Source organism: Rhizobium sp. MHM7A, from assembly GCF_005862215.1.
Lineage (GTDB): Bacteria > Pseudomonadota > Alphaproteobacteria > Rhizobiales > Rhizobiaceae > Rhizobium > Rhizobium bangladeshense.
In genome coordinates, this window is the sequence record NZ_VCHT01000001.1 from 1035928 (window position 1) to 1058173 (window position 22246).

Genomic DNA, 22246 nt, shown 5'->3' on the forward strand with positions numbered 1-22246 from the left:
TCAGCCGGTCAGAATGCAATCGAAGCGAGGGGGTCCACGGCTGCGTGCGGCCCCCTCGCCTTTTGTACGATCCCGTAAGCCCCGTTCAAATCCGTCTCGGAAAGCATTGAATGCGGATCAAGGGTGGATTTCAGGGTTAGGATATCGATCTGACCAAGCGCCACAACCTCCAGCAACTTGTTTGCCGAAACGTGAGAACCAAGACCACCAAGGCTCGCTCGCCACGACAGCAATTCCTGCAACAAGGCCTGGGAACGCGCAGGCAAGCCCACGGATCGGCTTTTCGAAGCTGGACGAGCTTCCAAGGATGATGCAGACAAAGGGCGACGCGTGTTTACACCGGTGAGCTTGACCGAACCCTCGCCGCGAATGAGTGGCCAGGCTCCCTGGTCAAGCCCCAGAACGCCGTTCTTTCCATATTTGACGTAGCCTTGGACACGCATTTGGCGAAGATATGAAAGAAGATCGCGTTTTGCCACCGATCTCAGCGCGCCAAAAACGGTAAGGTGCTCATGTTCATTTGCAAGAACACGGGTTGTGGGGAGGCCATGAAGCACCTCAGTCAAATAGGAAGCACCGAATTTCTGTCCAGTGGATGCAATTGCTTTGACCAGTGAACGGGCCGTTTCCGAGCAATCTTCACAATTGATCGGGTAACGGCAACGGTCACACGACCCACAGCTGCCATGGAACTCTTCACCAAAGAGGTGGAGTAACGACTTCCTGCGACATTGCGCGGACTCCACGAAGCCCATCATATCCTGCAGCTTGCCCAGGTCCTTGAACAGAAACTGTTTGACTGCGTCATCTTCTTCGACCTCGATCTGTTCGACGATACGGCGTTGTGCCTGCATTCCGTCGGAGGGACGATAAAGAAGATAAGCATGCGCAGGCAATCCATCACGACCAGCGCGACCGATCTCCTGATAATACCCTTCTGCGGTGCTCGGCATGCTCGTGTGAATGACATACCGAACATTTGCTTTGTCGATGCCCATACCGAAGGCAATCGTAGCAACAGCTACGATCCCTTCTTCTTCCATGAACCGTTTCTGCGCAAACCCGCGCTGCTCCTTGGTCATTCCGGCATGATAGGCGACACAACGGACCTGTTCTCTCGATAAAAATGACGCGGTTTCTTCCACCGCCTTTCTTGTCGAACAGAAAATCACTCCATCCTGAGCGGGGTGAGCTTGAAGAATATCAAGAATGTCCGTTTGAACATTTCCTCTCCGACGAACGTCGACGGCCAGGTTCGGTCTGTCGAAGCTGTTCTTGAAAATCCTGGCTTGACCCAAATTCAATCGATTAAGGATATCCTCCTGCGTGTCAGGGTCAGCAGTGGCGGTCAAAGCAACCTTCGGAACGCCAGGAAAACGTGCCAGAAAATCGCCGACGACAAGATAACTTTCCCGGAAAGCATGCCCCCAACGGCTGACGACATGAGCTTCATCAACGGCGATAAGAGAAATTTCCTGCTGCGACAGCAGTCTTTCAAAGGAAAGTGTATGCAGACGTTCAGGCGAGACATAAAGAACGTCGATTGACCGCTCCGACAGCGCAACTTCTATTTCGTCACGGTCACGCTGGTCGAGAAGATGGGTCAGAGCAGCAGCGCGGATACCACGACGGCGCAAAGCTTCCACCTGATCCTTCATCAACGGGATCAAAGGAGAAATAACCAGGCCCATTCCGGCACGGGAAAGCGATGGGACCTGGTAGCACAAGGACTTTCCGCCACCGGTCGCCATGAGAACCAGGGCATCCCCTCCCCTGGCCAGGTGATCGACAATCTCTCCCTGGCCGGACCTGAAACCTCCAAAGCCAAAAATGCCGCTCAGGATTCCATAGGTGGTCGCGCCCGTCTGCCGTTTCGAAACACGAGGCAATGGAACATCGAAGAACAGTGAGGCGTCTATTTCGGTCATCATTTCGAAGTAGGATTAGCTACCCATATAGATGAGAACAGAAACCGCCTTTTTCAAAGGAAAAAGCTCTCTTCGTTAGAAAAACGTTTGCCGAAGGCCTCTCATAGAAGCCAGTGCACCGTTTCGAACCATATTCGCTGCGCCTCTTTGGAAACGAAGCTGGAAACCTCGTATTACAAGGAATGCTGGAGTGACTGAGGAAAAAAACCGGGACCAGTTCAGCAGCGATAACGGGTTGAATTTACCGTGGCGCAACCGACGACTGTCCGTGGAAATGGCCATGAGACCTAATATAAGGCCTTATGCACGCTGCCAGGCGATGAAAAAGCACAAAAAAGTGCGAAACAGAAATTCCGATGTCTTTTAATTCCGGAGAAATAGGCCTACAACGCTGATTGAGTTCTCCATGGCCTGGGGGAAAAGGCTACGGGAACCGGAAAATGCAAGAGTTCACTACAACTCGGAAAAGGAATACCTGCTATGGCAAACACACCCTCAGGCACGGTCCTCGCCTACACAGTTGATATCGTCAAGGACCTTCTAGCAAGCGGCAACAAAGTCGACGCCAACGCGCTTGGAGACCTTATAACCAATTTCGGCGACCGGCTCCTCGAATTAAAGAACAAAGAAGAAGGCGTAGTTCCAGCCGATACCCCCACAGCGAAGGCTACCCCAGCACCGGCACCAACAGCAGCACCCGTCGAAGAAACAAAGCCTGCTGAGGCACCCGCAGCAGCCTCCACGACAGAAGCCCCGCAACTGCGGACCGCAGAACCAGAGAAACGTCGAGGCAGGAAAAAAGGCGCGCAGGCTACTGCGAAGCGCAAGCCAGGCAGACCGAAGGGTTCCGGCAGAAAAGCAGCTGAACCCCAGGAAACTGAAACGGAAGCTGTATCAGAGGTGACCACAACGGAAACGCCAGAGGTTGTTGCAGCGGAAGAGCCAATCACCGAGTTCAACAACCCTGATCCGAAGGCTCCAGACTACAAGTTCAAGCATCTGCTGGACCGCTTTGGCACCAACCCTGATGGCACTGCGAAACGTTTCAACAACATGACCGAGGAAGAGACCTTCGACGGCGAGGTCGTCAGGAGCTTGTTTGACGGGACGACGAGGAAGATGCTGAAACGCCATCTGGGCACCGACTACGGCATGACCGTCCCGGAATACATCAGGCATTTCGGTCTATCGAAAGGCTACAGACCAGTCGGCAAGGACTTCTCCGCATCCAAGAGCGTCGACGCCAAGAAAACCAAACTGGGTCACAAGGCAGAGGAAGTCGAGCAGGAGGCAGCGCCCGAACAGCCAATCGCCACTCCGGTGAAGGCGGTTCGCAGAACACGGGCTCGCGCCACACAGGAAGCCTAACAAGCTACGACGCGGGAATGGTGAGCACTTCACCGTTCCCGCGTCGTTCTCTTTTACACTTGTCCTCCGCGACTGAGCAGGCCATCATTTTTCAAGTGGCTTCGAGGGGGTTGAGTAAAGATGTCGGATGCCGAAGGCCTCCCACTGGAAGAACCAGTGGTGCTATCCAGAGAACAAGAGCTTCAAGAACGCAAAAAGGCCCGCTCTCTGGTGAGTGAAGCATTGCTGTCGGCAGGTGTTCCGCTCGACGCGCGTGGACTGACCAAGCAACTCCTTCCAGGGCTTTGGTATGCCGCAATGAGCGTCATCTTCAACTCTCTAGATCGAGAAGAGATTATCTCGCTTCTGACCAGCAGACATGCGACCATTGTCGGTTTTGCTGACAACGCGAATGCGCCTCCCAAGTCGATGACACCTGCAGCAATGCAGAACTACATGAAGCAGCTCGAAAAGGCCGCAGAGACCATTGTGGGAAAGCTGGAAGAAGCCTACTCCAAGATGGAAGACCAGGAGATCGAATACTGGTACCCGGAAACGGTGTTCGATGCCGTCATAACCGTGCTTCTTCCTGCGTGGGGTCCAGATCACGTGCGGCGAGCCATAGAAGAGCAATCCGCTTGGCTGTACCAGCACAAGATGGACATTCGCAACTTCATGGAGCCTTCCAGGCTTGCAACCATTCCAAAAGCCGTAGCAGCGGGAAATGCCGTCGAAACGGTAAGGGCGGTCGAGCCGCAACAGGATATCAAGGTCAAGAGGGCCAGTTCCAACCGAGCAGTATCCGCATTCCTCGCCACGACGACCTTTGAAGGCGGCCAAACCGGATGGGTCGTGATCATGCGCATCCGGTTCGCAAACGGCCGCCATGAGAACCGTGAAATCTATGGAACGCTCGGCGATCCGACGGGAAACAAGTCTCGTCTCCACATCGTTCACGAATTCGCAATGGCACTATCCCAGGACGAAGGGCACGCAGACGTCGACCTGAAGGTAACTGACGCAAACCTCGTTAGAGCGATGCCAATTGCCGGAGAAGGCACCAACGAGTGGCGAAAATTCGACAAATCCGTCTGGGCCGATATACAGGCATGCTTTTCCAAAAACGCGATCACCTGCAAAACCGTCGACATTTCCTTGGTTGACGAGATGCAGCAAAGAAGTGACATTATTCTTCGAAATTTGGAAAATTAAACGCCCAGGCAGGCGGACGGCACCTAGCGTGCAAGGAGTTCTTCTATGGAACCGTATTATATTGTCGTGCTCGACAAGGAGATAGGTTATTGCCGCTTGTTTCGAACCGATTCAGAGCACTGCCCCTCAGGCGCGGTGCCGCTTTGGAAGGGGCATAATCTCGACGTCGGCTACGAGGAAATGATCCGCCAAAACCAGGAACGGCGACAAATTCCAAGTTACCACGTGAGCTACTCCATCAACCCAAAAGGCCGGAAAATCTTCAAGATTTTCAGAGAAAGCCCGACCCATCCGTGGATTGCGCTTGACTTGTTCCATGACTACAAACTCGCCCTCGCAAAGATGAAAAAGCTTTGTGAAGAACGTCGCGCCTTTTCTGTCGAAGCTGAAGCCAGGAAGAAAGTGCTAATGACGCGATTGCAGATGAAGGGCAAGACCCTTCGCCTGGACCAGAAGGCAAAGAAGTACGTTAAATGGCTCCTGGATTCTGGAAAGCTGGAGCCCAGTGAGCAAGAAAACCTTTTGTGGCTCAAAGAAAATGGCATCGTTCAACTCAGTCACCCTTGAGTCAGCGATATTTTCCACAGTAGCATTGTCGTAACAGGAATTAACTCCTTAGGACACTTACATGCGCCGTCTCGCTCTTGCAGGAATTCTAGCCATGTCCACAGCTCTCGTAGGCTGCGCTGGCTCAACACACGTTTATCCGCTGTTTCCCGCTGAAACGACGACTGCACAAAGCCATGGCTTCGAGAATGGATATCGCTTCGAAAACGGTATCGGTGTCCCTCGCAATTACGAACGAGCCATCGAAGAGTACAAACGTGCCTCGAAGTTTGGCGACGCCAAGGCGACAAACAACCTCGGTGTGATGGCCATGAAGGGCCAGGGAACCAGTATCAGCCGCTCCTCGGCAATGTCTTATTTCCGCAAAGCTGCCGAAATGGGCTCGTCATCCGCACGTTTCAACATGGGCCTGCTGCTTGAAAGCGGCTTCCAGGGCTCGTATCAGCCGGGCAAGGCCGCTGAAGAATATCGCATCGCCGCCGAGATGGGCCATTCCGAGGCTCAATATCGTCTGTCGATCTTGCTGGAGACGCGTGAGGCAGTCCCGCTCGATCCTAATGAGTGGCGAAGAATGTTTGACATGGCTGTAGCCAGTGGCAACAAGTCAGCAACGGAGCGCGTCGAAGGCATCGTTAAGCCCGCCGACGTCACACGCTACCTCTCGTCGGAAAACTGCAAGGCTTGCGGTTCGATTGGCGAATTCAAGATGGCTGACAGAAGCCTCAAGGGATTGTCGGAGCTAGCCGCTGCAGGTGATCCGTCTGCTCAGTATAACCTTGCGATCAAATACATGAACGGCGATGGTGCGAATCTCGATCCGTCCGAAGCTGCCCGATTGTTCACGCTGGCCGCACGGCAGGGTTACGCCCCTGCTCAGCGGCAGCTAGCGCAGATGTACCTACGTGGCCATGCCGTAGGCAAGAGCAAGGTGATCGCCCACTCCTGGCTAAACCTCGCTGCTCGTGACAACGGAGCAGAAGGCACAGCGGCGAAAGCTGAAATGGAAGCCTTGGAACAAAGCATGTCAGTGGGGGAAATCGAAGACGCCCAGAACCTGGCTGCTCAAGGGGCAAACAGAGGCCGATAACATGAATTTTCTGAAAACGATGGTTCTGGGTGTCATGCTCATGGCACCCATGACGGCGCATGCCGAAAATCCCGTGGACTGGGTTAGGACCGCTCTCCATAACCGGGCAGCAACGCTTCCTGATGGTTCAGCCGAGGCCGCAGCGATCAAGGGCACCTTGTCGCGCATCCGCAACCTGTCACTACCACAGACAGGCCGTGTGATCGTCGTAAACATCGCGAGCGGCGTGGTCACAGCCTATGAGGACGGAAATCCGGTAATCGAGAGCAAGGCAGTGGTTGGAAGCAAGGCCACCCCTACTCCAGAACTCGACAACACCGTTACCTTCGTGAGGCCGAATCCGACATGGACCGTGCCGCAGTCGATCATCGCCAGGAAGAACTGGCGCGACAAACTTGCTGACGATCCGGAGTTTTTCGAAAACTCTGGCTTCGACGTTATCCTGGATGGTCGCACCGTATCGGCATTCGATGCTGCAGACAGAGCGTATCAGGTAACAACCTTCGTCCAGAGACCGGGTGAGAACAATGCACTCGGCTCATTGAAAATCGGTTTGTCGAACGATCAGGCGATCTACATGCATGACACCAATGATCCAGGAAAGTTCGAAGATGCCGTGCGATCCGCCTCGGCAGGCTGCGTCCGGATTGAGCAGGTTCGTGATATCGCAGCATGGGTTCTCCAGGTGCCAACCGGCCAGGTGAATCAGTGGATTTCATCCGGAGACATGAGAAACCACAACCCGCCTGAGCCCGTGCGTGTCATCATCGGATACTGGACAGCTTGGCCAGACAGCAACGACCGCATCCGGTTTTATCCGGACATCTACAAGAAAGACGGTGGAGGTTTCGTTTCGACAAACGAAAACGAGCCAGCACCCACTGGCGACGCGCCAGCCTGGGCATCGGAAATCGAAAACGAAACACAGGAACAGGACCGGGGACCACGGTTCATTCCACAAGCCGAAATTCAGCCGGAACCAATCTACACAGAACGGAGCCTACAGTGATGTTGAAAACAATGAAGACAGTCCTCAATGGCCTCGATGGCACCGTGCGTCTGATGGGTGTTGGGGCGAACCTAGCGCTTGTTTCTGGCTTCGCATGGGCAACCAATAAGCTATACGATAAGGCAACCAGCGCGTGGGCAACCGTCGGTCCTATTCCGAAACTGGATATTCCTTCCCTCACCACCTGGGCAACCAGCCCAGGCGTAGTCGACAAGCTCATCGCAATGGGATCGCTGTGGGTCTACGCAATCCTGACCATTGGTTGCGGCTGGATGACCATCTTAGGCTTGCGCTGGTGCTATCACCTCGTGCTTGCCATCGTACAGCAATTGAAAATGCAGGCCGACAAGGCACTCGCCTAAAATGTGAATGCCAGCTGCGGGGTGGCTTCAGGCTCCGCAGCTAAAACGTCCTTATCCACTTTGACGGGAACTTCGCCGGTCAGCCGTGGGTCGGCTCCGTAATATTCGAGCGCCCAATCGATCCAGGCCTGATCTGGCTCTTCAGCCATTGCATGTGACAACGTGAACCACCTTGCATCCGCTCCATCGAAAGGCCGGTTCATGATCGGCTGGCAGATATCCCTCACCTGCTGAACAAGTTTTTCAGAGACCTCTGCGTCGCCGTGCAGATGCGCATCCAGAATGATCCTGGCCGCGAAGTCGCGGCTTCTCGGATCGGTAAACCGACATCTCAGCCGTTCTTCCCATGTCGGAGCTTCTACGAACCGACGCATCTCAGCCTTCGCCGTGTTGGTCATGAACGGGAACAGCCTATCTTCGCTCTGCTCATTTGCGAGCTTGGGATATTTTTGCTCAAGGAGCACGGCTGTTAAGTCAGCCTTGAAGGCCAAATCGCCATTGATCTCTTCAGCGCGTTCAAGAAGTTCGAGCGCGTCAAATTCGATGCCAGCCTTGCGAACCAGGTCTTCGCTCACGAATGTCGGAAGCCGTTTTGGTTCAAGGCGGTGGAAACAGCTTCCTTTGAATAGAAGTTTATCTTTATTTCCCTCAAATACCTCGCGGTAATCCTTCCTGCGAAGATCGACGCAAAAGTGCGCATCCTTACCCGAAACGGCCACCGGAAAGACCGGAATAAACTCGGGTTCGCCGAAATGAGTGAACAACCACAATGGCTTGACATCCGTAACAGATTTTTGGATAGAGGTCGTCGCGTTGGCAGTACGTCCGTTGATTTGAGCCAACTCCCACGCCCACCCAGCACGTTCAATAATGATTTTTATGAGGTCAAGACAACCATGTGCATCACCAAGTCCGTCATGCGCCTTGAGTTCGATTCCATTTGCGGGCGCAATCCGGTCCAATTTGTATGAGAACTTTCCGTCCTCGGTTGTCGGAATAACCAGAGCTTTGCTGTCTACCGCATGTATCAGTTGGACTAGAGGAAATAGGTCGATACGCGTTTTCAGTGCACCAGAAGTAAACCATGGGTCATGAAGGTTGCGGAAAAACAGTTCTCGAAGGAACTTATCATCATGTTCCAACCCGTTATAGGTGATAAAATTGATTGGTTGGCCGTATCCAGCATCCATGAACTTGTAAATTCTTTTTGCCGCGCTAAATTCTGGGAGACGGTCAGGGCGCGTCAACTCTTCGGGTCCGACTTTTGTGACCCTACACGCGCCTGGGCTGGGCACGACCCACGGCAGCAGGCGAATGTCTAAGGATTGTTCCTCTTTGATTTGGAGATCAGATGCGACCCTTATACCACCATATTGAGTAATCTGACCGAACTTCCTGTTCAAGGACGAGTTCTCTGTATCGTAAATTATCGAGTCACCGCGCATGCAAAATCTCCAGAAGCCCCTCAATAGTCCCGTAGCCCCAGGAAATTCACAAGCCATGATGCAGGATAAGCCTACGAAAACATTCAACGTACCGGCCAGAATTCTGGGTTGGTTTGAAGAGGTTGGTGCCCGCGTCGAAGTCCTCGTACCAATTCCTGAACTGAAAATCCGCGCCGGTCAGATATTTCACGTCAAATTGCGTTACGACCCAAAGAAACTTGATAAAAATCAGATCACGTTCAAATTCTACTATGACAACATGGGCCTTCGTGTCGGAGGCATCGTACTCCTCAAGAAGGTCATGCTGGAAAGTGAAGACCATCTGACAGGCAAGGAGCTGGACGTCCTCTTCGAGACGCCGAGATACGGTCAGGTAGCCCTCACCCCGAACGCGGCTGCGTTCATCATGCCGCCGCCAGCAGAACACACCGAAGTGGTAGACGACGGCTTGATCGCGGTGCTGGATGACGCCGAGCAGATCAAGGGGCCAATCGCAAACGCTGTTTCTGCAGTCCAGATGGGTCTCGAAATGGCAAGTCGATATGGCAAGCCCGGGATCATCGTTACAGGCGAGACCGAAAGCGGCGAAGCAGCGGAATACCAGGTTGGCGGGACAGGCGATCTGACGGTCGACCAAATTCTCGCCTCCATCGCCCCCAGCATTTCACCCGAAGACAGCAAGTGGATGGCGAAGTCCAAGAAACCGTGGTTCCTGGTTCCATTTTTCAGGGCCAACGTTGATCCTGATCGGGCGGGCCGGTTCTCGGCGCAACGCAAGAATATTGAGTATGGAGAGGACGGCGAACCCTTGTGGACACCATGCAGCTGCCTTCTTCGAAATCCAGGCGATGGCTGGGTGATCAACGACACCACGCCGCTGCGAGACGGCGATTCCACGCCGCTTCTGCTTCTCGATTTCCTCGACAACAAAGGCTGATTTCCTAGCCGCCAATTTTCCTAATAGGAAAATAGCGCAATAGAAAAATAGGCTCGGCGGCTACCCTGCCCTGAGCCTATTTTTATGCCTGATCAATATGATCTCGGGCTAAGACGCTCACTCCGTATCACCATGATTTGAGGCTCCGGTCTTGCCGAACCAGAAAAGCAGCCAATCACCAGGCCAGCACGCCCTCAAAATAGAATGCTAGACCGTCTTTCAACGATGAAGCCGTAACACCAGCAAAAGAAGCTGATGGGCTCATTGCGTCATAGCTTGCTGTCATAGTTGTCAATTTTCCTCATTGAGTCCGATACAATCAGACGAACTGCCAGTTACCAAGCGTGTCTACCTGGCAATCATCATCCGTGAACGCTTGCCTATTTGGTTGCCAGACCAACTTCCGAGCAGCAGAAGATCAAGACGCCCAATCCGAACAAGATGCAAATAGCCTGTTTTTCAACCTGCATCAGTTCCTATGAGGCTGGGAGGCTGGGAGGCTGGGAGGCTGGGAGGCTGGGAGGCTGGGAGGCTGGGAGGCTGGGAGGCTGGGAGGCTGGGAGGCTGGGAGGAAAGTATCACCATCGACAAATAGCAAGCGATAATCACGGGATGGCTGCCTCATTTCAAGCGAGTATCGCAGTCTCCGACGCAGATACGATAGTCACATCGGCCACTCATTTCCGAATGTCCTTTCATGCTCACAGGACAGCTCAAAAACAGGAAGCCACCATCAGATGCTACCTGGCGATTGCGGTAGGAGGCCGTCAGACAGCCATGAGACTTTTCTCAGCCCCTCCCAGCCAATGTGGATCGGAGAACGGGAGGCAGGCTTGCCCACAGCCGACTGTCCTCACAAGATCATCGCCAAATATGACCCTGGTGGAGTTTCCTAAAAGATCATCCGGGTCCGTGCGTCTTGGCAAAACCCACAGTTTGACAATCATTCCGTACAATCCAAGATAACGAGCTGAATGCACGATTATCAACACCTTAGCTGGTGTTTGGATCATATCCTATTTTCCTATTAGGTATTTCCTTCATGCCAGAAACAGCCACAAACGGCGAAAGCAAGCAACGCGATATTCGACCAGGCCAAGCGTCAGTCTGGTTAGGAGACGGTCAGTATAGCCCTGTGTCCTCATCGCTGAGAACCTGACCGTTATCATAATTTCCTAATAGGAAAATAGACTGAGCACAAATCCGCATAATTGCTCGTGAGGGAACCAGCATCAGAGGCTCAGACAATCATTTACCGCGAGCATGTGCGGGTGCCACGAAACGTGTAGATGATGAAACCACGATGATAGGCACTGCCCATACCAGCGCATTTGCATAATTGGATAGCCTGGTCGGCTCCAGAGATAATGCGGACCTGTTGCCATAATGGGCAGTGATGCGATTAGGCGAGTTGCATCATTCACAAATTGAACGTTTGCCCCGCAGCCTGACAGCGAGATGTCATAACTGCCAGCCGGACAAGCTGCAAATTAGCTTAACTAGCAAAGACCGAATGAGGCCGAGAGGATCATTTGCTATTGTCCAAGCATGAGAGCAGTACATCAGGCAAAAGGCCTATCTGCCCATTCTCCAAATTGCCAACAATGCTGTGATCGGGACGGCCTCACAAGCTACGCGCAAGTCTTGCTGTGTACCTCAGTGAAACATAGCCAATTTCGATATGCCGATCTCACTCAACGAGAATGAGACCCTGATTCGAAAACTTCCAGGCCTGCAGTCAGGCGATGAGCATCCGGGAGTAACAGGACCATAGCCAAGGGCCAAAGCAGGGACCTAGGGAAATTTATTATGAGGAAGTCAACATATTGTAATGGCAGCAGATTAGCCCGAGACGATCATCGGATCGGTGCAAATCGTCCAAAGATGTTAACAGTTTGTTAACCAATTAGCGTCCAAATCGTGCTAATTCAGGACACTGATTCGCAGTTGCAGCGCTTGAAAGACAACCGACAAGGCAGAGAGGCGGACAGATGAACGCTACCAACAGAAAAATTGATAACAAGGCCGATCCGGCGAACGATCCTGCGATGGCGGCCCTCCGGGGGAACAACCGGTTGCAGTTCCTTATGGAGGAAATTCGCCTGGAAAATCCGATTGGAAAACCTGATCGGCCACATCCTCCCGTTACTGATCTTCGCACTGCCACCAGCCTTGAGACACAGCGCGAGGAACTTCAGCGCGCCATTTCACCCGAGGCCCAGAAACAAACTGCCAGCGCGACACCAGTTCCAGCCCCCACGGCGGTCGAAGAAACAGTGACACCTCGGGGCCCGGCGCTGGCAGTCGAGGCGAAGGGTGAGTTACCGCAAGAGGTTCCGCAGCCTGAAACGGCACCCAAGAGCGAAGAAGCCATTCTGCCGCCACCACCTGTTTCGGACCCGGCAACTCAAAAAACAGACAACCTGCCAGTGAACGACGCAGCGGTCCACGCCGACAGTCTGCAGGCAAAACCAAGGCTGAGGGGAAGGCCAAGGGTTAGCGACGAAAAGAAGCGGGAGTCCTCGTATACCCTTTCGCCGCACGTTGCGGACCGGGTCCGTGACCTCGCCGCCCACGAGCAGATCAGGTTGAAACGCACAGTCTCGGCCTCGGCAATCGTTGAGCGGATGATCGAAATAGCCGAGCAGCACATCCAGGACAACAAAGTCCTGCCGGGCTAAGAGGAGTAGTACCATGAAAGTCATCGGCGTATTCGGCAAGAAGGGCGGCTCCGGAAAGACCCTGGTATCCCATTTCCTCGCCCACGGCATGTCCAAGGGTCTCGACATCGACACCCTGATCCTGCAGACGGACGTTCGAACGGTTCGACCGGACGAATTCCACCTGAAACGCAGGTACGCAATGACATCCGTCCCCAACATCGATCCAGAAACAGACCTCAACCACATCCTCCAGGTTTATGCCAAGTTCGCCACCCAACAGAACCTGGTCATGATCATCGACGGTGGTGCAAACCGCTCGGCACTCGACCTGGCGCTCGCAGCACTCTGCGATATCGTCCTTATCCCGGTTGGGACGAGCAAGGAAGATATCGATGTGGCTGACGGGGACTATTGGGCGATCCGGCAAACCGTCCACGAGAAAATGAAGAAGGCCATCGAGCAGACGGGGGCTCCCTTCAAGCAGACGCAGGTCCTGCTGCTTCAAAACAGGTGGCCCGGTGTGAAAGCCAAGATGGATTCGCTGATGGCGAAACCACGGATCAAGGACTACATCTTCAAGGCCGAACAACAGGGAATGCTCTTCCCGAAGTACATCCCGGACATGCAGTCTCTCGCAGAGATCGCTACCCACGACGATCCGAAACACACGCTCATGATTGACGCGCAGAGCAAGACGTTCGCACGGTACATGGCGCACGCTCTTGGCCTCGAAGTCCAGGACAACGGCAATTACGTCGAAACCGACATGGAAGGGGATGACGACGAGGGCAGCCGCTCTGCTGCATAAACCTTAAACGGCCCCTTGTGGTTTTTCAAAGGCTCTTCAATACTTGCAGTGTATGGAGAGCCTTTATGCGTTTAGAATACCCCGTCCTCGTCGATGAACTCCTTTCCAAGCTTGCGAGCCTCAAGGAGTTCTATACGGAACATACACCAATTTTCACATCCGCAATCAATGGAGTGGAAGATTCGATGGGGCGCGTCGCTATCGGCCAGACCAGGCTTGCACGCCTGGCACGAATCAGTGTCGCATCGAGTGCGGCATCCGTCCTTGGTCCAATCATCGAATCTGGAGATATGAACCATACGTTGACGCGAAGCGTTGACCGGTTGATGACATTGATCCGGGAGATTTCCGGCGAATTCGACGTCGAACAGGAACCGTTCCAGGACATTCCGACGCCGCGTGGGTGGAAGCACGAAAAGAATTCCTTTAAAAAGACCACATTTGATGGGGATATTTTCACCATCACCAAGCGCTCCAATCTCCCAGGCGGGCAATGGACGGTCTTCTATTTCGGTGCACCTGTTGCTGTCGCTGAAAACATTGGTTGCGCGACCAGATATGCCGACGCCTTCATATCGCTCAGGAACCGGGCAAAGGGCAATCTCGCCGTGCAAGCAGCGCGCGGACCTCGTCGCACACCGCCAGGACCTTCCTTCAAGTAAAACTAGTCTTCCAGCGTTGGAGCCTTGGGGCCGAGAGAATAAGTCTTCTCCTTGGCCGCTTCGAGGACTTCATCGAGACCGACCGTTGAACGATACATGGCAGTAAGATCGATCTTCGGGCGCTGCTTCACATCCGCAATAGCTTCGATCAATTTCTGCCTGATGTCAGCAGGCAAAGCCTTGATAATCTTCTCCGACAGCAGTTCCCATGGCTCACGGTTAGGATCGATCATGATCGCATCGGTGACCCGTTCGCACGCGGATTCGATTGCAGCCGAAAGGCGAGGGTCAAGGAGCACTTCCGGACTTGCCTCGGCCCACGCTTTCCCTTTGCCAGTCAGCTTCAACTGATTGTCGACCAGGCCATCTTCCATGAATTTCTCAACGTGACGCGCCCATGTCGAGGGACGGCCAAGACCCTTTTTCATCACAGCTTCCAGAAGAACCGTCTCAGGGAGACGATTAATCACCTGGCTTTCTGGCCACGCTTCCTGACCGGGATAACGCGGCCCGTTTTCGCGCCGCCAGGGAAGCTTCGCAACAAAGTCGGAGACAGCGTCAGAGAAGCCAAGCTTGCGGAGATGGTCACCTGCCACAGAGCCGAAAGCTTCCTCAATGATGTGGCTCTGCCCAGCCTTCACGAGGTCACGCGCGATGAGGACACGCATGCCTTCATGATCGCCGACCTTCTCCGGGTCGTGGGTCACATTGACAGCACCAATAGGGTAGGGGGCGTCGTGAACATCCGCATCGGTCTTCGTCGCGACATTCGCCGGTTCAAAGTTATAACGGCTCTTCTTCACGATTTCGGCAATCTTCGCAGCAATCGTGGGAGAGAGGCCTTTCGAACCTGCACGCGGATATGACATTTTACCGGACTCATAAAGGTCCTGCATCTTCTGCTGAGCTTCATGCGGCTTCAATTGCAAGACGTCCCCCGCCCTGACAAGAACCTCCCCGGTGTGCTTCGGCTTCGACGTATATGGCTGGCTTTGCCGCCGTTTGTCCAGTTCGGGGAACTGGACATTTTCCAGCTGCTTGGCAATCTTTAGGGTAATCGGGTCGAGAACATCACACTCTGCAACCCAGGGCCGCCCACGATCCTTCGAGGGGGCAATCAGGCGCAATCTGGCAACCGGAAGGTTTTCATCGCGACAGATGCCAAGAAGAGGGGTTCTGATGCGGCCGACCTTCACACCCTTATGAGACAACGTGAACCCTATCATTCGATCCAGGATCGCGCGGGTGCGACCCGGCACAGCGTCCTCTTTTCGGACAGCTCTAGCGTCAGTGATCGCTTCGCGGACAGAGTCTTCGTCCATGCCCTTGAGCCGCACTCTGAAAGGCTCCGGCCATATGTCAGCAATGAGTTCTGCTACGTCCCAGGCGATGACATCGCCTTCCTGGTCAGCATCGGTCGCGATGAAGACGTTCTTCGCTCCTGTGAGCGCTTCGCGGATGTAGCGACCAGTTTCTGGATTTTTTAAAATGCGGTTGAAAGGCCGAAACGCCTGATCGATCCCAAGGTCTCGCGGCTCTTTTGGAAATTCGCAAATATGACCATTGGTCGCCTGGACCTTTGCCTCGACACCGACTTTTCTGAGGAGGTCCTGAAACACCCGGACCTTACCGGGTGCTTCAATGATGAACACATCGTGCATAACTTACTTAGGGCCGCCTATCCCCAGTTTGGACATGATCTTATGAAGCAGCGCGGCAATGGTTTCCTTGATCTTATCAAGAGCCTCCATGAACTTCTTGTGCTGCTTCTCAGTGTCGATTTTTTCTTCAGCACCAGTCTCGCTGTTTTTCGCCGTTACCTCAAGTGGAAGGGGCTTTTTGGCGTCCGTTTCGGCTTTTTCAATTGCGCCAACGAGACGATTGGCTTCAAACGTTGGGTTGATGTCGGCTCCGTGATCCGCAGTGAGACGGGCCAGGTTTGTTTGTGCGATGGCTTCTGCATCGGTGAAGGCCTTCTGAGCCGCAACCATATTTTGAGCGGCTGGACCAAAGTTCGGATCGCGCTCCAATCTCTCCATGCACTTCAGCGCAAACGGGTCGCGATCCTTGCCCGATCTGACGTCGCTCATCAAATCGTGCAGTTCCACCTTTCGGGCCTCGGCCATCTGCTTGAGGGTGCGGCCTGCTTCTGACTGAACGATCAGGTTGTTCAATTGATCGATACTGGCATCGCGCGCAGCCGTTGAAGCGTTCATCTTCTTGATAGCGCCATCGTACGCGGCGTAACGATGCCTGAACGCACGCTTCGCAACGGATACCGGATCACCTGGCTGGAAGAAACGGTCTGCAAGTTTCTGGCCTCCAGCATGCATAATACCGGCTCCAACGCCAGAAAGGGCCCATTTGAGACCGGAAATTGGGGCTGAAACTAGCGCGCCGATTGCTCCGCCACCTCCGCCGCCGCCATAACCTTGTCTTGCCGCGTCTTTTTCAGCCTGAGCGGCCTTACGCTGTGCATTCTGCGAGAGAGCGCTTCCGTTGCCGACAAGAGGCTCAAAACGTGGCTTGCCGCCCTCAGGTGCGACTTCATCGGCCGCAGGAGCCTCGGTTACTGCATCAACGTTCTCAACCGCAGCACCCGTTTCGGCGGGAACGGCATCAACGGCAGGAGCAGGAGGATCAATAGCGTCGTCCGACAATTCCATGCCGCCGCCAGCGAGAAGCTGATCGTCAAGGGATTCAGTCGGGGAAGCCGAAGGATCATTTTCTTCCTCCGGCTTAACCTCGTCAGCTTTTTGGAGTTCGTCCACGGTTTCATTCGCAACAACGACCGTATCCGATGCCACTTCAGCAGTGGCTACCGGCGTTTCCTCGACCGAGGAAGCTTCTCTGTCGATGCTGGCTTCCATACCAGCATCGACGTCTTCTGCAACTGCCGCTGCTGCTTGCTGCTTCTTAAATCCCATGGCCTAACTCCCTATTATTCCGGGATATCAATTACCGGCTGAGGATTTTCCCGGGGCCGAAGTGAAGTTGATATCTGTTCTGGTTCCTTCCGCGAGGATAGCAGTCTGCATTGCAAGGTTCGCACTGATATTTTGCAGAACCTTGTAATTCTCGAACTGCTGGTAGGTCAGAACGGCCATCATGTTCTTCATATGCTTCAGGGCGGTAATTTCGGATTCTTCCGCATTCAGCTGCTCGTTTGAGTTCAGCAGGAAGGACTGGCTGTTGAGCTTCAGCCAATCGTCATAAGAGACACCCTTGGAATAGTCGGCCTTTTCATAACCCTGCATGTTGGCGGCAGTTCCCTGGGCCCAGCCGATACGCTTGGAGTCGGAAGACAAGGAGTTACGGCGAGCCAGAATTTCGTGCTGGGTTGCCGCAGCAAGCGCGATACGGCCCATTTCGGTCTTCTGACGCTGAACACGCATCTTGCCTTCAACCGTCTTGGCTTCTTCTTCCGAGAGCTTCGTGAACGGCACCGGAGAAATGGTGTTCATGATGTAGGCCTGCGCAGCCTTGGCCTGATTGTCCGTCAGTGCTTCAACAGGACCGTTGTTAGCGAACAAAGACTTACGGGGATCAAGGTCTGCGTTCTGCATATCCGGTGTGGCCTCCGAGGAGCAAACGCCGCTCTCGACGTCAGCATCCGTTGCGAAGCTGGAGCAGTGCATCTCAAGGCGCTTCATGACAGCGTCATCCTGCCCCTTGCTGGACATGTCACTTGAGCCATCAAGCCAGGAAAGCATTTCCTTGTTGTAAGCGGCAGCAACCTCCTGGCTCGCAGCTGCCATGTCACCGCTCTGCGAACCGGAAATGATGCGGCAGGCAGAAGGCGACGTCGTCGCGGAGTTGATCGCTTTCAGTGTGTGCTCTTCGATGGCCTTAACGGTCGAACGGTCATCCTGCTGGTCAGCCAGAGTGTGCTGAGCACCAGTCTGTTCACGCGAGTTGCCAGACAGCTGACCCGTTGCCAGGCGCAGGGTCTCGATGATCGCAAGCTGAACTGCCGCAAGCTTCTGGTTGGTGTTCTGCATGATGATCTTGGCGTTGCCATTGGCGTTGTCGTGGTCGTAGCCATCATCCTTGTCGGTGCAGCAAGTGTTGTCTGCGGTGTCAGGAACGCTGAAGCTATACGAACTGCTGGAATCTTCAGCGGAAGCGGTTGAGACAGTGGCTACGGCCAAGGAAAACCCAAGAAGCAGCGTCGATAGAAGATTTGGTTTCATTAGAGAACTCCTTGTTGGGTCATTACTGGAAGAGTTTTTTCAGATCGGTAATCGAGGAAATCTTGGAGCCGTCGACTGAAGCGAGAGTTCCGAAAGAAGAACCGAAAACCTTCTTCACGTCATTGCCGAGGCCCGGCTGTGGGGTGACAGGGCCATCATTCGCTTCGCCAAAGGCTTTGTAGCCGTAGAACCCGCCCATCCCTTGAGTGTTGAACATGTCGAGTTGGCCAAAACCGCCCATGACCTGGTCAGCCACGCCAGGGATTTTCGGGCAGGTCCAGTTTTGCAACTGGCTCATCAGATTGCCGAGCGATGGCGGCTTGAACAGAATGTCAGACCCGGCATTCTGGAAAAGCTTGTCCAGGCAACCGAGAGAGGCAAAGCCCGTGCCGGTTCCCTGACTGCCAGCCAGAGAATTGATCTTCGAAATTCCATAGTCATCTCCGAGGGCGACTTCGCGCATCATTTCAACATGCTTCTTGCCAATGTTCACAAGATCGTTGGATACACTGGGATCGCACTGGCCGCCGGAAGCAGCAGCAGATACAGAAGTTGCGCTAAAGACGCCGTTTGCGCTGCCACCACCAACGGTAAAACTGCCCGTCAATGACGACAAGTCGATACCAGCTGCCTTCAGCATGTTGTTTGAAAGTAGATTGGAAATGTCGCTCGTGACCGAACCAAGCGACCCAGTCCGCAGGAAGTTATCAAATTCCGTCGCGCCGATGCTCAACGCACCAGCGATAAGGGACGCCTCGTCCAGCTTGAAGGAGCCGATCATTCCGCCGAGAAAGGAATCTGTTCCCATCGACTTCAACGCACTCCAGGTGCTTTGAATGTCTTCGTTGCTGTAATTAAGCCCGGTTGAATCCTGGAACATGATCGACGACAGGGTCGAAGATGCAGCTTGTGATGACTGTACCATCCCGAACTGACATACTGCCGCAACAGCAGTTGCAAGGAAAAGACTACGCATCGTCATTTTCATCTCTTCTTCTCCGGAATACTCTGTTCCAGGCGCTCGGCCACTGCATATGCACTGCCGTTCCACCCCATTACGACAAGGCCGGACTTCGTCGACAGGACGAGATCGCGATAGCCGCCACGATCAACGTCCGACAAGGCCACGCCCGGTTCAGCGGACACTTGAAGAATAGGCGTCCAGTTCTTCCCATTTTGAACGAGGAGACGCATCGGACAACCGGCCAACGCACCACAAGCATTGAGGCCGTTCATCCGGACAAGGATCGACTTCAGGGAGCCAGAGATAGCAGGCTCGGCATATTCGAAATTGAGAGCGCCATGATCAGCGACGAGTTTGGCTGCACCCGGACCAAAAGCTGGCGCGATCTGCGCGACGAGACTATCCGGCAACGGCTTGAACTCGACCGGCTTGCCAGCGGTTTCAAGTACCGGCTTGTAGGACGGATACGACCAGTTCCAGGTCACATTATCCGTCTTGATCGGGGCAGGGCGGTTCTTTTTCGCCTGATCGACGAGAACTTCGATCTTTTTCGTCGTTTTATCGAGAATGATCTGCCAGTTCTTGTCGGGATCATGCCGAAGCATGACCGTACGGCATTCTTCCATGCCTGCACGACACGAACCAGAATGCACAAACCGTGCAACGATCTCTCCCGTTCCATCCTGGTCAACATCGACGACCGAGACCCCGATCTGGATACCAGTTCTGGCATTGATGTAGTCGGCCAACACGACGTTGACGATCTTACGGGCCTGAGAGCCAGGCGGCTCATTAAAAGGCACAGGTGCGGCGGTCGCCATGGGGACAGACCCCATCAGCGCTGCTGCAACAAGGAAATAGGACGCGAACTTCTTCATTGGAAAAGCTTTCTCAAAGATGTCGACACGTTCGAGGTGTCAAGCGTACCGCCAACCTGCGTCGATGAGCCAATAACACTGGACAGGCTACCACTGAGGTTGATGCCGGAAGAGATTTCACCAGGAAGCAAGCTGGTGAGATTGTCCAAACCACCACCTGTCAGGCGATCAAAAATCTGCGTGGCCTGTTTGCAAGCGAGGTTCTTGACCATGCCTAAAATAGAGTCGAGTGACGGCGGCTTGAAAAGGATATCTAGACCACCAGTCTGCATGAGAGTGTCCAGGCAGGTGGTTTCGGCGAATGATCCAGGACGCCTGGAAAATCCTTGGGAAGCAAGACTTGTCTGGGAGGCGATATAGCTCGTCCGCTGCTGGTCCAGGGCTGTCTGAACGCCCGCGACACAAGAGTCATCCGCCAGAGCCGTTGACGTGGATGCCAACAACATCAGCGCCAACGACGCACCCTTTAGAATTCCGGTTCTTTTCATTTCCGTCCTCCACGCAATTCCATGTCGCTCGCCATCTCAAGACCAACGCCAGCAACAGTCGAAAGCGTATTCTCGTCCACGATCAAGGCCGCTGCACGAGGTCCCATGGCCGCCGCGAAAGCCTTGATATCTTCGAGAAACAGGATGCCGACACTCTGATTGCCGGAACCACTTCCTTCTTCGCTTGACCCAGTCTCGGTGATTTTCGAGATCAACCTCAATCTTTCGTCCTTATCACTATGGAATTTGGCGGCGCACCAAGCAAGAAAACGGATACGTCGAGCGCGGCCCATTTCCATGAACTTTTCGCGATTGGCCGAAACCAAACCTGAAAAATCATCGGAATTTTTCAAATCGGGGAGAAATTTAGAGATAAAATCAGCAGCTTCTTGGCCGGAATCGTCGATTGTTTCGATACATGTCAACACATCATCGGGAAGTGTTGCTCGCCAAGCTTCAAGAGCTTCCTTGCTAAGCAATTGCATTTGTATTGTTCCTTGCGCCAGCCGTACGCATTATCTTCTTAATATTGAGCACTGTGTTCCTTTCTTAAGCAAGCTGCGAGGAGTAAAAAAATGAACCTGACACCAGCCAACGGTCTGTCCGTCAGCACCCGCCCTATCGATAACGGTAAGATGGAAGAAGGTCTTGCAATGGCCGGACTCGTCGATCTGTGCAACGATATGATCGATGCCCCGCCGGTTCTAAACGAAACTTACGACTACGAACCGGAAGTTTACGCGCCACGCCCGCGCCTTCTGTAATTCGATCCACAAGGAATTCTCATTAATTAATCCTGTCGACTGCAAAACGCGTTGACAGGATTATTTTTTGCGGAAATCCTTGTGACCAGCACGCATCTAGCAAGGAGTTCTGCACGTGAGCGACATGTCCGACAACGAAACCGCCAAGAATCTACTCGGTTTTATCGAGCGAATTGAACGGCTTGAGGAAGAGAAGAAAAGCATCGCCGACGATGTGAAGGACGTCTACGGCGAAGCCAAGGCTATGGGCTTCGATCCGAAAATCATGAAGAAGATTATCTCTCTTCGGAAAAAGGACCGCGACGAGCGCGTCCAGGAAGACGAAATCCTCAACACCTACCTCAACGCGCTGGGCATGCTCTAAGATTTCACTTCGCCGGGCGGGCTCTCGGTCCGTCCGGATTGAAGAAAATCATTGCCTGCAAGTTCATGAAAGGGCTTCCGTCACTCGTCGGGAGCCCTTTTTCCTTGTCGACATCCATTACGCCAATATGCAAGACCTGCTTAGGGTCGACATTTTTCCAGGCAAGCAAACGGTGATGCTGAACCGGGATAAACAGACGCATCGGAGAGGGCTCTCCGCCAACAGGAGTTCCCGGGCGAACATCTTTGGACGAAAGTGCAATCCAGTCCGAATTATCGCGATTGATCAGCAATGCTGCCGAAGACCAACGAATTGCCTGAATGGCAGGACGATCCTCTGCAAGAATTGCAAGCAACGGCTGCTCATTGAATACGCCAAGAGCAAAACGCTTGGCCGCCAGACCGCGTAGCTTGATGTCGTTGTTCCGGCTTCCATCCACCTGAACCAGGTTTTCAGCGGCAAGACCGCCAATCCAGGCGGCGAAAGGATGTTCAGTTAGCTTGCTCATGCATTCAATCTTTAAAAGAACCACTATCAGGAAATTGTTGCAGCACGGGCCGCCAGCTGT

The 22246-nt window shown here is 53.7% G+C and carries 22 protein-coding genes; 12 read left to right on the forward strand and 10 right to left on the reverse strand.

Features of this window, described 5'->3' with window-relative positions:
* Nucleotides 1-8: 8 nt before the first annotated feature.
* Nucleotides 9-1928, reverse strand: coding sequence for an ATP-dependent DNA helicase RecQ (locus FFR93_RS05915; RefSeq protein ID WP_171049110.1), 1920 nt, complete (start codon nucleotides 1926-1928; stop codon nucleotides 9-11).
* Between the two features lie 480 nt (nucleotides 1929-2408).
* On the opposite strand from FFR93_RS05915, the gene FFR93_RS05920 reads away from it, so the two are divergent.
* From FFR93_RS05920 to FFR93_RS05945, 6 genes are all read left to right on the forward strand, one after another.
* Nucleotides 2409-3296 carry a MucR family transcriptional regulator gene (locus FFR93_RS05920; protein WP_138392453.1) on the forward strand — a complete coding sequence of 296 codons (888 nt, stop codon included), beginning with the start codon at nucleotides 2409-2411 and terminating at the stop codon, nucleotides 3294-3296.
* A 120-nt stretch (nucleotides 3297-3416) separates the two neighbouring features.
* Nucleotides 3417-4487, forward strand: a complete 1071-nt coding sequence (locus FFR93_RS05925) for a hypothetical protein (protein WP_138392454.1) — start codon at nucleotides 3417-3419, stop codon at nucleotides 4485-4487.
* Between the two features lie 45 nt (nucleotides 4488-4532).
* The gene (locus FFR93_RS05930) at nucleotides 4533-5054 is read left to right on the forward strand and encodes a hypothetical protein (protein WP_138392455.1); all 522 of its coding nucleotides are present in this window, start codon (nucleotides 4533-4535) and stop codon (nucleotides 5052-5054) included.
* A gap of 94 nt (nucleotides 5055-5148) precedes the next feature.
* Nucleotides 5149-6141 (forward strand): tetratricopeptide repeat protein, encoded by a 993-nt coding sequence (locus tag FFR93_RS05935; RefSeq protein WP_171049111.1) that lies wholly within the window; start codon nucleotides 5149-5151, stop codon nucleotides 6139-6141.
* A 157-nt stretch (nucleotides 6142-6298) separates the two neighbouring features.
* Nucleotides 6299-7150 carry a L,D-transpeptidase family protein gene (locus tag FFR93_RS05940; RefSeq protein WP_171049112.1) on the forward strand — a complete coding sequence of 284 codons (852 nt, stop codon included), beginning with the start codon at nucleotides 6299-6301 and terminating at the stop codon, nucleotides 7148-7150.
* Nucleotides 7150-7512: a hypothetical protein gene (locus tag FFR93_RS05945; RefSeq protein ID WP_171049113.1), complete on the forward strand. Its 363-nt coding sequence runs from the start codon at nucleotides 7150-7152 to the stop codon at nucleotides 7510-7512. Before FFR93_RS05940 ends, FFR93_RS05945 begins: the two co-directional genes overlap by 1 nt.
* Here FFR93_RS05945 and FFR93_RS05950 read toward each other — a convergent pair.
* Nucleotides 7509-8957, reverse strand: a complete 1449-nt coding sequence (locus FFR93_RS05950) for a hypothetical protein (protein WP_138392459.1) — start codon at nucleotides 8955-8957, stop codon at nucleotides 7509-7511. The two genes, FFR93_RS05945 and FFR93_RS05950, sit on opposite strands and share 4 nt — an antisense overlap.
* A gap of 55 nt (nucleotides 8958-9012) precedes the next feature.
* On the opposite strand from FFR93_RS05950, the gene FFR93_RS05955 reads away from it, so the two are divergent.
* The 4 genes from FFR93_RS05955 (at nucleotide 9013) to FFR93_RS05975 (ending at nucleotide 14027) form a co-directional block, all read left to right on the forward strand.
* Complete coding sequence (locus FFR93_RS05955; RefSeq protein ID WP_138392460.1) at nucleotides 9013-9894, forward strand: hypothetical protein; 882 nt, start codon at nucleotides 9013-9015, stop codon at nucleotides 9892-9894.
* Between the two features lie 1991 nt (nucleotides 9895-11885).
* On the forward strand, nucleotides 11886-12575 hold the full coding sequence (locus tag FFR93_RS05965; protein ID WP_138392461.1) for a hypothetical protein: 690 nt from the start codon (nucleotides 11886-11888) through the stop codon (nucleotides 12573-12575).
* A 13-nt stretch (nucleotides 12576-12588) separates the two neighbouring features.
* Nucleotides 12589-13365 (forward strand): hypothetical protein, encoded by a 777-nt coding sequence (locus FFR93_RS05970; protein WP_138392462.1) that lies wholly within the window; start codon nucleotides 12589-12591, stop codon nucleotides 13363-13365.
* Between the two features lie 65 nt (nucleotides 13366-13430).
* On the forward strand, nucleotides 13431-14027 hold the full coding sequence (locus tag FFR93_RS05975) for a hypothetical protein (protein WP_138392463.1): 597 nt from the start codon (nucleotides 13431-13433) through the stop codon (nucleotides 14025-14027).
* Nucleotides 14028-14029: 2 nt separating this feature from the next.
* Here the strand turns inward: FFR93_RS05975 and FFR93_RS05980 are convergent, their stop codons facing one another.
* From FFR93_RS05980 to FFR93_RS06010, 7 genes are read right to left on the reverse strand one after another with little or no spacing between them, the layout of a single operon-like run.
* Nucleotides 14030-15688, reverse strand: a complete 1659-nt coding sequence (locus FFR93_RS05980; protein ID WP_138392464.1) for a DNA topoisomerase — start codon at nucleotides 15686-15688, stop codon at nucleotides 14030-14032.
* 3 nt (nucleotides 15689-15691) lie between these two features.
* The gene (locus FFR93_RS05985; RefSeq protein WP_138392465.1) at nucleotides 15692-16954 is read right to left on the reverse strand and encodes a hypothetical protein; all 1263 of its coding nucleotides are present in this window, start codon (nucleotides 16952-16954) and stop codon (nucleotides 15692-15694) included.
* A gap of 27 nt (nucleotides 16955-16981) precedes the next feature.
* The gene (locus tag FFR93_RS05990; RefSeq protein WP_138392466.1) at nucleotides 16982-18220 is read right to left on the reverse strand and encodes a hypothetical protein; all 1239 of its coding nucleotides are present in this window, start codon (nucleotides 18218-18220) and stop codon (nucleotides 16982-16984) included.
* Between the two features lie 22 nt (nucleotides 18221-18242).
* The gene (locus FFR93_RS05995) at nucleotides 18243-19208 is read right to left on the reverse strand and encodes a hypothetical protein (RefSeq protein WP_138392467.1); all 966 of its coding nucleotides are present in this window, start codon (nucleotides 19206-19208) and stop codon (nucleotides 18243-18245) included.
* A complete protein-coding gene (locus FFR93_RS06000) occupies nucleotides 19205-20062 on the reverse strand; it encodes a hypothetical protein (RefSeq protein WP_138392468.1) in 858 nt (285 codons plus the stop codon). The genes FFR93_RS05995 and FFR93_RS06000 overlap by 4 nt, the downstream gene beginning before the upstream one ends.
* A complete protein-coding gene (locus FFR93_RS06005) occupies nucleotides 20059-20550 on the reverse strand; it encodes a hypothetical protein (RefSeq protein ID WP_138392469.1) in 492 nt (163 codons plus the stop codon). Before FFR93_RS06005 ends, FFR93_RS06000 begins: the two co-directional genes overlap by 4 nt.
* Complete coding sequence (locus tag FFR93_RS06010) at nucleotides 20547-21035, reverse strand: hypothetical protein (protein WP_138392470.1); 489 nt, start codon at nucleotides 21033-21035, stop codon at nucleotides 20547-20549. The genes FFR93_RS06005 and FFR93_RS06010 overlap by 4 nt, the downstream gene beginning before the upstream one ends.
* 90 nt (nucleotides 21036-21125) lie before the next feature.
* On the opposite strand from FFR93_RS06010, the gene FFR93_RS06015 reads away from it, so the two are divergent.
* On the forward strand, nucleotides 21126-21314 hold the full coding sequence (locus FFR93_RS06015; RefSeq protein WP_138392471.1) for a hypothetical protein: 189 nt from the start codon (nucleotides 21126-21128) through the stop codon (nucleotides 21312-21314).
* Nucleotides 21315-21438: 124 nt separating this feature from the next.
* The gene (locus tag FFR93_RS06020) at nucleotides 21439-21678 is read left to right on the forward strand and encodes a GapR family DNA-binding domain-containing protein (RefSeq protein WP_138392870.1); all 240 of its coding nucleotides are present in this window, start codon (nucleotides 21439-21441) and stop codon (nucleotides 21676-21678) included.
* 4 nt (nucleotides 21679-21682) lie between these two features.
* Here FFR93_RS06020 and FFR93_RS06025 read toward each other — a convergent pair whose 3' ends face one another.
* Nucleotides 21683-22186 (reverse strand): hypothetical protein, encoded by a 504-nt coding sequence (locus FFR93_RS06025; RefSeq protein ID WP_138392472.1) that lies wholly within the window; start codon nucleotides 22184-22186, stop codon nucleotides 21683-21685.
* Nucleotides 22187-22246 lie beyond the last annotated feature (60 nt).